Annotated in this window: 12 protein-coding genes; 5 read left to right on the forward strand and 7 right to left on the reverse strand. The window is 70.8% G+C overall.

Features of this window, described 5'->3' with window-relative positions:
- The 3 genes from FMP39_RS35395 to FMP39_RS35405 form a co-directional block, all read left to right on the forward strand.
- The coding region (locus FMP39_RS35395; RefSeq protein WP_141594389.1) for a RadC family protein at positions 1-640 on the forward strand (640 nt) is incomplete at its 5' end.
- Positions 640-891 carry a DUF3006 domain-containing protein gene (locus tag FMP39_RS35400; RefSeq protein ID WP_011552044.1) on the forward strand — a complete coding sequence of 84 codons (252 nt, stop codon included), beginning with the start codon at positions 640-642 and terminating at the stop codon, positions 889-891. The genes FMP39_RS35395 and FMP39_RS35400, both read left to right, overlap by 1 nt.
- Positions 892-937: 46 nt before the next feature.
- On the forward strand, positions 938-3,025 hold the full coding sequence (locus FMP39_RS35405) for an ATP-dependent DNA helicase RecQ (RefSeq protein WP_141594390.1): 2,088 nt from the start codon (positions 938-940) through the stop codon (positions 3,023-3,025).
- Positions 3,026-3,038: 13 nt separating this feature from the next.
- Here the strand turns inward: FMP39_RS35405 and FMP39_RS35410 are convergent, their stop codons facing one another.
- Positions 3,039-3,422 (reverse strand): hypothetical protein, encoded by a 384-nt coding sequence (locus FMP39_RS35410; RefSeq protein WP_140861474.1) that lies wholly within the window; start codon positions 3,420-3,422, stop codon positions 3,039-3,041.
- 1 nt (position 3,423) lies between these two features.
- Positions 3,424-7,152 (reverse strand): tetratricopeptide repeat protein, encoded by a 3,729-nt coding sequence (locus FMP39_RS35415; protein WP_228558610.1) that lies wholly within the window; start codon positions 7,150-7,152, stop codon positions 3,424-3,426.
- Between the two features lie 90 nt (positions 7,153-7,242).
- On the opposite strand from FMP39_RS35415, the gene FMP39_RS38355 reads away from it, so the two are divergent.
- Complete coding sequence (locus FMP39_RS38355; protein ID WP_228558611.1) at positions 7,243-7,695, forward strand: hypothetical protein; 453 nt, start codon at positions 7,243-7,245, stop codon at positions 7,693-7,695.
- A 400-nt stretch (positions 7,696-8,095) separates the two neighbouring features.
- On the opposite strand, the gene FMP39_RS35420 is transcribed toward FMP39_RS38355, so the two are convergent.
- From FMP39_RS35420 to FMP39_RS35440, 5 genes are all read right to left on the reverse strand, one after another.
- Entirely contained in the window at positions 8,096-9,019 is a 924-nt protein-coding gene (locus tag FMP39_RS35420) for an SDR family oxidoreductase (protein ID WP_011552040.1), read from the reverse strand.
- A gap of 35 nt (positions 9,020-9,054) precedes the next feature.
- Positions 9,055-9,909, reverse strand: coding sequence for a lysophospholipid acyltransferase family protein (locus tag FMP39_RS35425; protein WP_141594392.1), 855 nt, complete (start codon positions 9,907-9,909; stop codon positions 9,055-9,057).
- A 142-nt stretch (positions 9,910-10,051) separates the two neighbouring features.
- A complete protein-coding gene (locus FMP39_RS35430; RefSeq protein ID WP_141594393.1) occupies positions 10,052-10,990 on the reverse strand; it encodes a polysaccharide deacetylase family protein in 939 nt (312 codons plus the stop codon).
- A 17-nt stretch (positions 10,991-11,007) separates the two neighbouring features.
- Positions 11,008-11,718 (reverse strand): glycosyltransferase family 2 protein, encoded by a 711-nt coding sequence (locus FMP39_RS35435; RefSeq protein WP_141594394.1) that lies wholly within the window; start codon positions 11,716-11,718, stop codon positions 11,008-11,010.
- Between the two features lie 73 nt (positions 11,719-11,791).
- On the reverse strand, positions 11,792-13,105 hold the full coding sequence (locus tag FMP39_RS35440) for an NAD(P)/FAD-dependent oxidoreductase (protein WP_141594395.1): 1,314 nt from the start codon (positions 13,103-13,105) through the stop codon (positions 11,792-11,794).
- A gap of 206 nt (positions 13,106-13,311) precedes the next feature.
- Between FMP39_RS35440 and FMP39_RS35445 the strand changes: the two genes are divergently transcribed.
- On the forward strand, positions 13,312-14,871 hold a 1,560-nt coding region (locus FMP39_RS35445), incomplete at its 3' end, for a zinc-ribbon domain-containing protein (RefSeq protein ID WP_194858703.1).

The following is a 14,871-nucleotide window of genomic DNA, read 5'->3' on the forward strand; positions in this document are numbered from 1 at the left end:
GTTGTGCGTGGTGTGGAGCTCCGGGCCTCGCGCGCCTGGAGCGTGGGCGGTGGCGGGGGCACTGCTGTCGGAGGGCGGTGGGCTGAAGGGGCTGGTGCAGCAGGAGCCCCTGGCGCTGAGTCTGCGGCCCGGCGTGGGGCCTGTCCGGGCGGCGCAGGCACTGGCCGCGCTGGAGCTGGGCCGCCGCTCGCAGCGTGCCGGGGAGCGCAGGCCCAGGCTGCGCACGCCGAAGGAGATTGCCGCGTACCTGGCGCCGGTGCTGGGCGCGCTGCGGCGCGAGGTGTTCCACGTCCTGTGCTTCAACGCGCGCAACGTGCTGGTGCATGACGCGCGCGTGGCGGAGGGCACCATGAACACCTGCCCGGTGGACCCGCGGGAGGTGTTCGCCGCGGCGCTCACCTCGCGCGCCACGTCCATCGTGCTGGCGCACAACCACCCTTCGGGAGACCCGGAGCCCAGCGTCCAGGACCTGGGCCTGACGCGGCATCTGGTCGCGGGAGCGCAGCTGCTCAACATCAAGGTGCTGGACCACGTGGTGATGGGAGACGGCGGCTACGTGTCGATGCTGGAGCGTGGGCTGATGCCGGACGAAGCACGGGAGAAACGGCGGGCGTGGAGCGCGAATGGAGGCGGCGGATGATGGTGAGCATGGTGGGGCTGTGGGGAGCGGTGCAGGTGGAGCTGCTGGAGGATGTCCGGGCGCAAGTGGTGCGGCTGGACACCGGACAGGCATGCACGGTGGAGCGCGCGTCGCTGCCCAAGGGCGCGCGCGAGGGTGACGTCGTGGTGGATGGCCGGCTGGAGCCAGGGCAAACGGAGGCGCGGCGGCAGGACGTCGCGCGGATGCGAACGCGGCTGGCTGTTCCGGTTCCACCAGGGCTCGACCTGTGAGTGGAGGCCGCGCGGCGGCCTCGTTTCCGTTGACGGCTGGACCAGGATGATGAACATGCGCGCGATGCCGGTGGCCCTGCCCTACCTCGAGGAAGCACAGCAGGGGCTGGTCCGCCACTTCGGCCTGTCCCAGTTCCGGCCGGGGCAGGACCAGGTCATCTCGTCCGTCTTGAGCGGCCGCAACACGGTGGTGGTGATGCCCACCGGCGCGGGCAAGAGCCTGTGCTACCAGCTGCCCGCCACGCTGCTGCCGGGGCTGACACTGGTGGTGTCGCCGCTGATTGCCCTGATGAAGGACCAGGTGGAGCAGCTCACCGCGCGCGGCATTCCGGCGACCTTCATCAACTCATCGCTGTCCGACCTGGAGCGCGCGGAGCGGATGCGCAAGCTGCGCGCGCATGAGTACAAGCTGCTCTACGTGGCGCCCGAGCGCTTCCGCAGCCAGAGCTTCCTGGAGACGGTGTCCGCGCTGGGCGTGGACCTGCTCGCCGTGGATGAGGCGCACTGCATCTCCCAGTGGGGGCACGACTTCAGGCCGGACTACGCGCTGCTCGGACAGGTGCGAAAGCGGCTGCGTCCGCCGCGCACGGTGGCGCTCACCGCCACGGCCACGCCGGAGGTCCGCGCGGACATCGTGCGCGTGCTGCTGATGAAGGACCCGCAGGAATTCGCCATGGGCTTCGACCGCCCCAACCTCTTCCTGGGCAAGCAGGAGGTGGGCGGCGACGCGGACCGGCACGAGGCCTGCGCACGGCTGGCGTCCACGGGCGGGAGCGGCATCGTGTACTGCTCCACGCGCCGCGCGGCAGAGGGCATCTTCTCCGAACTGCATGGGCGCGGGGTGAAGGCGGTGCTGTACCACGCGGGCATGGACGATGACGCCCGGCGCCGCGCCCAGGACACCTTCATGTCCGCGAAGGAAGCGGTGGCGGTGGCCACCAACGCCTTCGGCATGGGCATCGACAAGCCGGACATCCGCTTCGTCGGCCACGCCAACATCCCGCGGGCGGTGGAGGCGTACTACCAGGAGATTGGCCGCGCGGGCCGCGACGGACAGGCCGCGCGCGCGGTGCTGCTCTTCAACCACTCGGATGTCTTCACCCAGGAGCGGCTCATCCAGAGCAGCCACCCGGCCGAGGCCATCTTCGGGGACGTGTGGAACGTGCTCCAGTCGGTGGAGGAATTCGAGCGAGGCGTGCACGCGCTCGCGGGCACGGTGAACGCCAGCGAGTTCGAGGTCTCCGCGGCGCTGCGCATCCTCGAACGCGAGGGCAAGGTGGAGCGCGGTGGCCGAGGCGAGGGCGAGCACGGCATCACCCTGATGGAGAAGGCCGCCTCGGCGCAGCCGCACTCACCGGACGCACAGCGGCTGCTCAAGTCCTTGCTGGAGACGTTCCCCGTGGGCCGGCAGGTCACCACGGAGCTGCCCATCCTCGCGCGCCGCATCGGACTGTCGGTGGACGAGGTCCGCCACGCGCTGGGCCTGTTGGAGAAGGCCCACGTGGCCAAGGTACGGCGCCCCTTCGCCGGCCGCTCCATTCGCGCGCTGGAGCGGGTGCCCTTCCGCGAGCTGGGGCTCGACCTGAGCCGCGTGCGGGAGCAGGAGCGGCAGAACCTGGCGCTGCTGCGCCGGATGACCGAATACGCCTATACGGACCGGGACAAGAAGTGCCGGCGTTCGGCCATCCTCCGCTACTTCGGCCAACGCGACACCCACGCGTCGTGCGGCAACTGCGACGTGTGCACGCCGGAGAAGATGCCCACGCTGCTGGCCCACGGGCCGACCGCATCGCGCGTCCGAGGCACGGGCTCCGCGGCGACACCGGTGGTGACGAACTACAGCGAGCTGGCCTCCACGGAGCTGCGACGCTGGCGCAAGGAGCTGGCGAAGGACCTGGGCGTGGCCCCCTTCATCATCTTCAACGACGCCACGCTGCTGGGCCTGTCCGCGGCGCTACCGGTGGACCGGGAGGGCTTCCTCGCGGTGAAGGGCACTGGGGAGAGCCGCTGGGAGCGCTTTGGCCCCAAGGTGGTGGAAATCTGCCTGATGGCGCGCGCCGCGGGCCACGAGCCCCAGGCCGTACCGGACGCCGCGGTGCGCGCGCGCAAGCCCACGATTCGTCGCCGGAGCTGAAGCCGCGGCCGCTTCAGGGGTGCCGGCGTCCGCCCTCGCGCAGGGCCCGGCGCGCCAGCAGCGTCCGGACGCCGCCCATCAACGTGCCCACCACCATCGCGAGCAGGAAAATCACGACCATGGTGGTGACGCCGAACACGACGCGCACGCCCACCTCGGAGATGCGGCCGGAGAAGTAGGCCGCCCGCAAGGGCTCCATGGCCCCCGTCAGCTCCAAGGCCCGTGCCGGCAGCGAGTCCAGCGACAGCGACAGCCGCTGGAGGAATCGCGAGGGGAAGTAGCGCAGGGCAATCTCCACCCCGAGCCCCAGCAGCAGGTAGATGAGCGACAGCAGGAACGCATTGCCCCACATGATGTGCAGCAGTGGGGAATCCGTCCGGGAGGAGAAATACCTCACGCTACCTCGCCGCCTTCTTCTTCAGGCTGGGCAGGGCCTTCTTCACCCGCGCGGCCTCATTCGAGCCACCGGCCAGCTTCAGGAATGCCTCGTAGGACTCCACGGCTCGCGGCAGCGCACCGGGCTCACGCACCAACGCATCCGCGAGCGCCAGGCGCGCCAGGCCGTCCGCGGGCTCCAGTTCCACGGCCTTCTCCAACGCAGCCCGGGCCACGTCCTCCTGCTTCTGCCTGAGCGCCACCATTCCCAGTGCAAGCTGGGCGCGCCCATCGAAAGGCGCCAGGCGCACGGCCTCGTCCGCCGCGGTCCGGGCATCCTTCACGGCCCCCGCCCCCAGCAGCGCGCGCGCCATGGTGGCCCGAGCGAAGGCCTTGTCCCAGACAGTCGGCGCCCTGGCCGCCAGGTCCTCGAGCGTCCGAGCGGCGCCACGTCCACCACCCGGCAACTGCGCGTACAGCTCTCCCACCCGGCCGCAGGTGGCATCGGGCCCTTCCCGTCGGGCCGCGGCGAAAGCCGCCTCGGCGTTGCCGCTGTTGCCCTGGCGCATGAAGGCGAGGGCAATCTCACAGAACGTGCCCGCGTCCTTCGGGTCCAGCTTGTTGGCGCGCTCCAGTGCGGAGAAGGCTCCCCGCGCGTCTCCCGCGCCGAAGAGGATGGCCGCGCGAAGCTTGTGCGCCTCGGCATCATCCGACGCCAGCTTCACCGAGCGCAGCACCGCGCCCTCCGCGTCCTTGCGCCGGCCAGAGTGGAACAGCGCCAGCGCGAAGCCCTTGTGCGCGGCCGCGCTCCCCGGGTTCTCCAGCTGCCACGCCTCGAACTGCTTGAGCGCGTCCTGCGTCCGCCCCAGGGCCAGCAGCGTGCGCCCCAGCGCGTCCCGGGCCTCGCCATGCGCGCCGTTGCGCTCCACCGCCTGCGTCAGCGGCTTGAGGGCCATGTCGGGCAGCCCGCGCGACAACATCAACCGCCCCAGCGAGCACGCGGCCTCATAGTCACGCGGGTCCTTCTGGGCTTCTTCGAACAGGGCCTGCGCCTTGTCGTAGGCCCGCTCGCGCCAGTAGAGCTGCCCCAGCGCCAGCCGCATGTCGTTGCGAGGCCGCTTCGCCGCGTGCAGGGCCTTCTCCAGCAGCTCCCGCGCCTGGGCGCCGTTGCCCTCGGCGGCATCCGCCAGGGCCAGCCAGGAGACAGCCTCCGGGGGATACCGGTCATTCACACGCGTGCGCGCCAGCTCCGCGCGGGCCTTCTTCCAGTCTCCCAGGCGCGCATACGCGGCGCCGCGCACCAGGGCCACCTTGCGCCCCCCGTCGGCCTCCAGACGGGTGAGGACTTCGCGCTCCCGGTCGCGGTCCAGCAGCGCGCGGCCCAGCCCCTCGCGGGCCTCTTCGCTCTTGGGCCGAAGCTTGAGCGCGGCCTCGTAGGCGGCCTGTGCCGCATCCAGCGTCCCGGCCGCACGACTGGCGGCGCCGAGCGCGAGCTGGAACTCGAAGGCCAGGGGGCCCTGGGCCCCCTTGGAGAGCAGCGCGCGGGCCTCGGAATGCTTGCCCTGAGCGGACAGCAGCTCACCGTGCACCAACTGCTGGCGCGCCTTCAGCGACGAAGGAAGCTTCGGGTCCTCCGCGAGCCGCGCCACATCCGTCAGCGCGGCCTCCAGGTCCTGGTACAGCGCGAGCCGAGCCTCCGCCTGGCCGATGCGGGCCGAGGGGTGCTCGGGGGATTTCTTGCGCGCGCGCTCGTACATCTCGATGGCCTGCGGAAAGTCCTCGGAAGCCTTGTAGTAATCACCCAGGGCCACCAGCGCGCGGACGTTGGCGCCCGAGGCACGAAGCGCGCGGTCAAAGCGTTCGAGCGCCTGCTTCTCATCCTTCGCCTCCAGCAACAGGCTGCCGGCGAGCGCATGGACCTCGGTGCTGTCCTGCTGCGAGCCCAGCAGCGCGCTCCGCGCCAGGGCACGGCCTCGCTCGTCCGCCACCAGCACGTTGGTGACCAGCACCTGCGCGGGGGCCGCGTCCTTCACGCCCGGCCGCTCCAGCGCTTCCAGCGCCTGGCGTCGGTCCTCGGAAGCCTGCCCATGGTCCGCGTAGCGCAGCGCGTGCGCCCAGGCCGTCAGCGCCCAGGCCCTGCTGCTGCTTTCGTCCATGTCCCGCGCCTTCTCGAGCTGCGCCAGCGCGGCATCCAGCGAGGCCCCGGTGTCCTGGATGATGAGGTCCTCGGCCCGGGCCAGCGTCTCGCTCAGCGTCTGTCCACCCTGGCGCGCGCGGATGTTGATGAAGCTGAAGACGACGATGGCCAGCACCACCACGCCGACCACGGCCCCAGCGGCCTTCACGCCATGCCGGGCGATGAACGACGTCTTCGCCGCCTCACGCGCCAGCTTCGCCCGCAGCTCCTTCTCGTACTCGGCGGTGAGCGCTTCGGTGTCCGGCTTGCGCGCAGTGGCCTTCGCGGCGGTGGCCGCGGGTGTGGGCGCCGCGTCCGGGATGTCCTCCAGCAAGGAGCGCTTGCCCCCGGAGCCTCGCGGCGTCGCGGGCGTGCTCGCCACGGCGGGCCTCGGCTCCGCCGGCGCGGGAGGAGGAAGGTCACCCAGGAGACCACCCGCGCCAGAGGCCCCGGCGTCCTCGGCCGGAGCGGCCCCGGCCTTCGGTTCATCCACGTCACTACTCGCCTCGGGCTCCGAGGCCGCGGCAGGCTCCTCCGCGATGGATACCTGCTGCGTCGGCGGGTCCGCGACAGCGCCGGAGTCCTGCTCGGCGTCAGCGCGCTGCTCGTTCGCGGAGTCCTCCGAGGGCGCTTGGGCCTCGGAAGCCGCTTCATCCGCGCCACGCGGAGGGGCATCCTCGTCCCCCAGCCCCAGGTCCAGGCTCGGAAGTTCCGCGCCCAGGACGGACGACACCGGCACCGGCCGGTTCAACAGGCCCAGCGAGGCGCTCGCGTCACGGCCCCCGTCAGCACCGTCCCGCAGCGCCGCGTCATCTGAAGGAACCGCCGCTCCGCCCTGCTCCGCCGCGCCAACGTCCGAGCCCGCCGGAGCGCTCCCTTCCGCGTCCGCGTCCTCGTTCGTGCGCCCCTGCCCCGCGTCCTTCGCGGAGGCTTCGGATGCCACATCCGCGCGAGCCGCCACCTGGGCGTCTCCCGCCGGCGCCGCACCGGCGCTCGCGGGCTTCAGCTTCGCCGCGTCACCCAGCGCGGCGGCGCGCAGCCGGGCAGCGGCCATGGGCGCCACCGTGGGGCTCGAAGCCTCGTCCTTCGACGCCTCTTCCGACGACGCGTCCTCATCCGACGAGGGCTTCTCCAGCCCCATCAGGTTCGCGAACACAGGAGCCGGGCCACCCGCGAACGCCTGCTCCGTCTGCTCCAGCCACTGCTTCACGCGGCCATCGTTCGGCTGCAGTGCCAGGGCCTTGCGAAGAATGGGAAGCGCGGACCGGTACAACCGGTGTTGGAGCAGCACCTCGCCAATCAGGTTGTAGGCGTAGGGGTTGTCCTTCTCGATGGAGATGGCCTGCTCGAACTGGTCCATCGCCTCCGCGGGCCGGCCCTGCTGGATGAGGGCCTTGCCCCACAGCACGCGCCCGACGACGGATGCTGGGTGGTGGGAAATGCCTTGCCCGCAGACCTCGATGGCACGCGTGGCGTCCCCCTTTTCCAGCAGGGCCTTGGCGAGTTCGACGAAAACGGAAGAGGTGGGGTCCTGCCGGAGGAGCTGCTCGTAACGCTCCACCATCGACTTGGCCATTGCGCTCGCGACTCCGGTGCTCGGGCGGGGAGCCGGACCATACCACCGCTCCCTCGTCCGAGGCTGCTGCCGGGTGGTACCCTCCTCATCGTGAATCGCCTGCCTGCCCTGCTCCTCGCGCTCGTCCTCGGGGCGTGCGCAACCACGTCCAAGAAATCCAATCTGGAAGCACTCAAGCCCACCGTGGAGCGCTTCCACCAGGCCCTCCGGTGGAAGGACTTCCGGAGCGCTTCCCACATCCTCGTCCCCGAGCGGCGCAAGGACTTCCAGAAGGCGCGCCTGGCGCTCAACGACGACAAGGACCTGTCCATCACCGACTACGAAATCGAGGACGTGAAGCTGTCCGATGACGGGCACCGGGCCACGGTGCAGAGCCGCATCCAGTGGATGCGCCTGCCCTCGGCCTCCGAGCGCACCGCCATCGTCACCTCGGAGTTCGTCTTCCGGGACGGGGCGTGGCTCCTGGAGAGCCAGGACGACGGCCCCTTCGAGGGCGAGCTGCCGAGCCCGAGCACCGGCCCCGAGCAGCCCCCATCCCCCTGAAAAGAAACCGCCCACCGTCTCGGGGCCGGCCGAGGCGGTGGGCGTCGGGAGCTCCCCTATGGAGCGCCCTACAAGAAACCGCCCACCGTCCCGGGGCCGGCCGAGACGGAGGGCGTCGGGAACTCCCCCATGGAGTGCCCTACAGTTTGACGGGGCGACACCGTTGCCGGGCCCATGTCGCCGCGCCGTGACGGGCAGCCACTAGAGCAACGGGAGTGCCAAGCACCGCGCCTGGAGCAGGCGCTGGCGAATGGCTGGAGATTCAAGGGGTTGCACTGACTGGCCGCCTGACGCCGCCCTGCCCCCGGGGTAGGCCCCTGACATGTCTGTCAGGGCCCCCCGGGCCGGACGTCGTGCCGGGCCTGACAACAGTGTCAGGGGGCCTCGGACTTTCCAGCAGCTAGTCGCCTTGGACGGAGCGGATGGTGTCGCGCATGGAGTGGCGCGGCTTCCAGGCCACGTCCTTCACCCAGCGGCTGCCGTCCACCGCGCAGAGGAACTGGATGTGGTCCAACTCCGGCGGCGGGAAGTTGGCCAGCCGGTACTTGAAGAGCATGCCCAGCAGCGGGCGGGCCACGGGGTGCGGCACGGGGATGGGGGTATTGCCCAGCTCGCGCATCACCGCGGACAGGGGCACCTCGCCGGGGCCCACGACGTTGTAGACGCCCTTGGGTTCGGGGCGGAGCGCCTCCACCATGGCGCGCGCGACGTCCTCCACATGGATGAGCTGCACCATGGGGTCGAAGCCCGCCATCATCCAGGGCCGGCGCATGCGCAGGTAGTTGGACGGCGCGTTCTTGATGGTGGGCCCGACGATGTGGACGGGCCGGAGGATGACCGTCTCGATGTGCGGGTGCTTCCAGAAGAAGCTGTGCGCCAGCATGTCCACTTCGATGAGGTCCCGCACGCCGGAGAAGCGGCTGGCGGCCATGAGCGGCGCGTCTTCCGTGAGGAAGTTGGAGTTGTCCGGGCTGGGCCCGTAGACGTTGGCCGAGGACAGGACGACGACCTTCTTCACCCCGTACTTCGCGCAGTACTCCAACAGGCGCGTGGTGCCCACGACGTTGAAGGAGTGGTGCTCCTCCTCGCTCATCCGGGGGTCATGCATGATGCCCATGTGGATGACGGCGCGGATTTCGTTCTTCCGGAAGACGTCCTCCGCCTTCTTCTTGCGGAGGTCGAGCTCGTACATCTCGACGTCCTTCGGCCGTCCCGCGAAGGGCCGCCGGTCGATGCCGATGATGCGCTCGTGCTTGTGCAGCAGCTTCGCGAGGGTGCGGCCGAGGTTGCCGCTGATGCCCGTGACGACGACGGCCGGTTTCATGGAACCCCCCTCTTTAGCACCGCCGCGCCGGGCACTCACCAGAACACGCCCTGACGCTCCTTGAGGCCCTGGTGGAGCATGGATTGGATGGACGCCTTCACGGTGCGGACCTTCTTGTCCAGCTCACTGTCCTCGTCGTCCGGGCGCCCGGAGAAGTGCAGCGGCTCCCCGAAGTAGATGCGGTACTTCGTGGGCAGGGGAATGGGCAGGCCCGTGGGGGTGATGGGGAAGGACGGGAAGCCCAACAGCTTCGCCACCGGCTTCAGGTCCATCAGCGCCGGGGCCTGCTCCTCCGCGCCAATGACGGCCACGGGGACGATGGGCGTGTTCGTCTCCAGCGCCAGGCGCATGAAGCCCAAGCCGAACTCCTGGAGCTGGTAACGCTGGGGCCACAGCTTGTTGATGCCGCGCGTGCCCTCGGGGAAGACGAGGATGGCCTCCTCCGACTCCAGCAGCCGCCGGCAGTTCTCCGGCGTGCCAACAATCTGCCCCACGCGGGCCATGAAGGTGGACACGTACGGGAGCGACGACACCCACTTCTCCACCATGCTGCGGATGACGCGGGGCGGGCTGGCATCCAGCATCATCGCCACGCCAATCATGGCGCCATCCATGGGCAGTTGGCCGGAGTGGTTGGACACCAGCAGCACCCGGCCGGCGGGCACGTGCTCGATGCCAAACGTCTCCACGCGGAAGTAGTTCCGGTAGAGCCACAGGAGCGGGGCCACCGCGGACAGGCTGTAGTCCAAATCGAAGCCGAACGGGTCCACCCCGTACTCGTTGCCCGGGCGCGACAGGCCATGGAGCCGCTGCTTCTGTTCGGTGTTGGCCAGCCGGTCCGTCCACTCGCGCAGGCCCTTCTTCACTCGGTCGGTGACGTTCTCCAGCATGGGGGCTCTTTACACCACCGGCCCCGCCGCCGGGAGGGTCCGCCGGCGGAAGCCCTCGCCCTGGCGGAGCAAGCGTGCCCCACGGACACCCAGGCATGGCGGGGACGTACGCTGGCGGACAGGTGCCCCTGGTGGGAACGCCTTACACCGAGGCCGACAGCCGCCCGGCGACGTCGCGCAGCGTGAGGACCTCACGCTCCGACTTCAGCCAGCCGAACACCTCGCGCAGGCGCGCCATCTTCTGGGTGGCGCTGACGCGCAAATCCCGCTGCTGCCGCACCAGCTCCGGAGGAATCCCGTCCGACGCGTCCAGCACGTCCACGCCGTGCAGCTCGAAGTTGAAGAAGGTGTCCCGCCGGCACGTGCGCCACAGCGCGCGCAGGGACGCGCGGGGCAGCGTGGTGGCGAAGGTGCCGATGAGGGGGAAGCGCAGCGCGGGCGTCACCGTCATGGGCAGCTCCAGCACCGGGCCCGAGCCCCGCCGGTAGGGCTGCGCGGGGTCGGGCCGGTACGGCACCCGAGGCGCCAGGAGCACGCGGGGCGTGTCCAGCACGGAGCGGGAAGGACGCCCCAGCAACGACAGGGCCCCCATCACCGCCGCCTTCGCGGAGTAATACGGCACGGCGGGGAACGCCGAGGAGCCATACCGGTAGCCCAGCGCCGCGGTGGCCGCGTACAGGTCCGCGTTCAGCGTGTAGCCCGGCGCGCGGAAACCCTCCGGCCGCGCACCCGTGGCCGCGAGGATGGCGGCGTCCGCGCGCGCCAGGTCCGCGTGGATGGCCTCGGGGCCCCGGCGTGTCAGCGCGTAGTCATGGGCGTGGCTGTGGCTGGCCACTTCGATGCCCGCCTCATGGGACGCGCGCATGCCCGCCACGGCGACCGGGTCGGATTCCAGGTCCTCACCGATGACGAAGAAGGTCCCCGGAATGCTCAGCCCGTCCAGCAACTCCCGGAAGCGCGGCACCGCCACCGCGTGCACCAGCGAGCGGGCGCGGGCGTCCAGCAACGACTCCGGCAGGCCGTGGATGCGGCAGTAGTGGGGCAGCGAGTCGAGGTCGACGGAGATGGACGCCAGCCGCACGGTGCGCCCTCCCCGGCTCAGGTCCCGCGGACGCGGATGACGTAGAACAGCTTGCCCACGTTCTTGAGCACGTTGGGCACGCGCTTGAACAGGTGGATGGAGGGCTGGCGCTTCTCGTGGAGCTGGATGGGAATCTCCATCACCCGCAGGCCCTCGCGCCACGCGCGGATGACGAACTCGCTGGCGAACACGTCCATGTCCACCACGCACTTCTGGATGACGGGCAGCAGCGCTTCGCGGCGGAACGCCTTCAGTCCGTGCGTGTCCGTGCCCTGGAAGCCCAGCGCCACCTTCAGCAGCTTGTTGTGCACCCGCGTGGCCGCGCGGCGAATCAGCGGGCGCTGGTCACTGGCGCCCTTGGCCGCCTTGGAGCCCACCACCATGTCCGCCTCGCCCCGCTCCAGCCGCGGCAGCGCCGCGTCGTAGAAGGTCAGGTCGCACAGGTCGATTTCATCGCAGATGACGTAGGTGCCCCGGGCCTTGAGGATGCCGGCCTTGAGCGCCACGCCGTAGTTGGGCGTCTCCGAGTGGAACCAGCGCAGGCGCGGGTTGTTCGCGCACAGCGCTTCGAGGATGGCCGGCGTGGCGTCGCGCGAGCCGTTCTCCGCGAAGATGATTTCGTAGTCGAGCCCGCGCGCGTCCAGCCCCTGGCGCAACTCCTCCGCCGCCGAGGCGATGATGGACTCCTCGTTGTAGACAGGGATGACGACGGTGAGGTGCGGGGCCATGAACTCGAACAGAGATGGCTAACACGCCCCAAGCCACCCGTCGACACAATGCGACGGGTGGGCGAAGGGGATGTCAACCGTTGAGTATCCTCGCGCACGCACGCCCGGCGAGGATGGCGTCTTCCATGGAGGAGTACTCCCACTGCCCATAGCGGCCGGCAATCTGGATTCCGGCATGCTCCAGGAAGCGCAGAATCTCCGACTTCGCCGGTCCGTAGGCGTCGTCGTAGAGCACGTAGGCGTGGGGAATCTCGCGCGCCTGGGCGAAGAGCACGTCCTCCGCGGCGTGAATCATCTGCGAGCGCACCAGGTCCTCCACCGCGTACTTCTCCGCCGCGGCCAGGGACAGCTCGCCGTGGTGGCTGTACTCCACGTAGAAGGTGGACGTGTCCGGCGGCGCCAGCGGCGCGTACACCGCGGAGGGCGAGCCGATGCGGTACGTGTGGAACTCCGGCTCCGGCAGGTAGATCCAATGCCAGGGCTGGCGGTTGGCCCCCTTGGCGCCCACGGCCACGTAGGTGACGGTGGTGGCGCGCAGCTGCTTCGCCGCGTCCTGCACCGCGTCGGGCACGCCGGCCTCGCCCTTGGCGAGCAGCTTCACCAACCCGGGCAGGGAGATGCTGGACACCAGCCCCGCATAGGGCTGCACGCTCCCGTCGGACAGCGTCACCTTCCGGGCCTTCCAGTCAATGGCGGTGGGCTCGGTGTGGGTGCTGAGCTGGCCGCCCTTCAGGTGGCTCAGCATGGCGCGGGCGAGGCTCTCGATGCCGCCCTCACGCGGGTACAGGAACGACGCGTTGTAGCCGACCGCGTCGCTGCCAGCGCCCAGCGCGCCGTCCACCACTTCCTTGAGGTTGGGACGGGGCACGAAGCGGCCCACCCAGGCGGCGGACATCTCACGCGGGTGCACCGTCCACAGCTTCTGGTTGTAGGGCACCATGAAGTTCTTCGCGAAGCCCTCGCCCATGTAGCGGAGGATGAACTCCTCGAAGTTGCGCGGCTCGCGCTCGCGCAGCTCGCGGCCCTTCTCACCGTAGACGGCCTCCACGTAGCCGGTGAGGTTCTCCGCCACCACCTCCGGCGGCAGACCGTGGGTGTTCACCTGGTACGGGAAGCGGGTGAACACCCCGCGCGTGAAGATGCCCGCCTTGCGCTGGATGCGGACCATCTGCTCCGGCAGCCACAGCGTGTTCACCAGGTCCTGGATTTCCGGGTCGCGCAGGTGGAGCCAGTGACCGGTGGGGTCAAAATAACACCCCTGGATGACCTCGGTCTTGATGAGGCCGCCGACACGGTCGGACTTCTCGATGAGGCGCCAGGGCTTGTTCAGGAAGTGGGCGGTGGAGAGGCCCGCGAGGCCCGCGCCCAGGATGACAATGGGTTCCATTGAGGGGCGGGTCTACCACCTTCCACTCCGGGAACGGCGAATCGAACGTGGCGTGCTGACCGGTGGAAGGCAGGGGCCCTCGCCCGCTTGCCCGGGAGGGTGCGCTTCAACCTACTCGTGCGCGTTCTTTCCGGGCTGGAAACGCCTCTGGTAGCCTGCGCGCACCGCGAAGGCGCTCGGTCCCCCTCTCGCGAGCTCGGAATCCCATGAAAGTCTCCTGCCCGTCTTGCCAGACGAACTACAACATCGATGACAAGCGGATCCCGCCGGGCGGCGCGAAGCTCAAGTGCGCCCGGTGCCAGACCACCTTCCCCATCAAGCTCGATGCAGTGAGCGCGCCCGCGGCGCCTGCTCCCGCCGAGCCTGCCATTCCGCTCCCTGGCGCCGCGTCCGCCGCGCCTCCGGCCGCCGCCATCCCGCTGCCCGGTGCCGCGCCCGCGCAAGCCGCCGCCATTCCGCTCCCTGGCGCCGCGTCCGCGCAGTCCGCCGCCATCCCGCTGCCGGGTGCCGCGACTGCGCAGCCCGCAGCCATTCCGTTGCCCGGCGCCGCGACTGCGCAGCCCGCAGCCATTCCGCTCCCGGGCGCCCCCGCGTCCACGGGTGCCATCCCGCTGCCGGGTGCCGCGTCCGCGCAAGCCGCAGCCATTCCGCTCCCTGGCGCTCCCGCGTCCACGGGCGCCATCCCGCTGCCGGGTGCCGCGCCGGCCCACGCCGGCGCCATTCCGCTGCCCGGCGCCGCGCCCGCGGGCGCCATTCCGCTGCCGGGCGCCCCCGAGGCGTTCAGCGCCGCGCCCCACGCCGCCGCCATTCCCCTGCCCGGCGCGGCCGCGCCTCAGCCCGCCGCCATCCCCCTGCCGGGAGGCGCCCCGGAGGCCGACCCGTTCGCCTTCGACATGGGCGAGCCCGCACAGGCCGCCGCCATCCCGTTGCCGGGAGGCGTCCCGGAAGCCGACCCGTTCGGCTTCGACATGAGCGAGCCCGCACAGGCCGCCAGCGCCCCGCTACCGGGAAGCGCTCCCGAAGCCGACCCGTTCGGCTTCGACATGAGCGAGCCCGAACAGGCCGGCATGCCCCTCCCGGACGCCGCGCCCGAGGAGGACGCCTTCGCCTTCGACATGAGCTCGCCCGCGGAGGCCGCCGCGGCCATGCCGCAGGCAGATGGCCCGTCCGGCATGGACGCGTTCGGCGACGACTTTGGCGAGCCGGCCCGGGACACCCGCGAGGTGACGCGCGTCGTCTCCATTCCGCTGCCGAGCGACGCCTACCGCGAGCCCCCCTCCGCTCCGGCGTCGGGCTACGGCGTGAATGAACCCGCGGGAACGGCGCGCGACTTCGACTTCGAGACCGTCGAAGCCCCCGTCGAGGACGCCGCACAGGGCTACGGGGTGAACGCGCCCGCGGGCACCGCCAGGGACTTCGATTTCGCCGACGACGCCCTGCCCGTTCCCGTCGAGGCCCCGCCCTCCGAGGACGCGTTCGCCTTCGACATGGGCGAGCCTGCCCAGGGCCAGCCGCCCCAGGCAGACCCCTTCGCCCTGCCGCCCCCTGAGGCCTACGCGCAGCCGGCCGCCCCGGTGGACGACCCGTTCGCCCTGCCGCCGCCGGACATGGCGCACCACACGGACGCCTTCGCGCCGGACGCGTACGCGATGCCGTCCGCGCCCGAGTCCTCGCCCTACGCGATGCCTCCGCCCGCCGCAGGAGCGCCGTCCTTCGACTTCGCCGAACTGCCCGTCCCCGCGAACGCCGATCCGTTCGCACTGCCC

This window comes from Myxococcus sp. AB056 (assembly GCF_006547365.1).
Lineage (GTDB): Bacteria > Myxococcota > Myxococcia > Myxococcales > Myxococcaceae > Myxococcus > Myxococcus virescens.

Coding starts and splice junctions, on each gene's coding strand:
- FMP39_RS35400 (WP_011552044.1), top strand. CDS start 640: ATGGTGAGCATGGTGGGGCTGTGGGGAGCGGTGCAGGTGGAGCTGCTG.
- FMP39_RS35405 (WP_141594390.1), top strand. CDS start 938: ATGATGAACATGCGCGCGATGCCGGTGGCCCTGCCCTACCTCGAGGAA.
- FMP39_RS35415 (WP_228558610.1), bottom strand. CDS start 7,152: ATGGCCAAGTCGATGGTGGAGCGTTACGAGCAGCTCCTCCGGCAGGAC.
- FMP39_RS35420 (WP_011552040.1), bottom strand. CDS start 9,019: ATGAAACCGGCCGTCGTCGTCACGGGCATCAGCGGCAACCTCGGCCGC.
- FMP39_RS35425 (WP_141594392.1), bottom strand. CDS start 9,909: ATGCTGGAGAACGTCACCGACCGAGTGAAGAAGGGCCTGCGCGAGTGG.
- FMP39_RS35435 (WP_141594394.1), bottom strand. CDS start 11,718: ATGGCCCCGCACCTCACCGTCGTCATCCCTGTCTACAACGAGGAGTCC.
- FMP39_RS35440 (WP_141594395.1), bottom strand. CDS start 13,105: ATGGAACCCATTGTCATCCTGGGCGCGGGCCTCGCGGGCCTCTCCACC.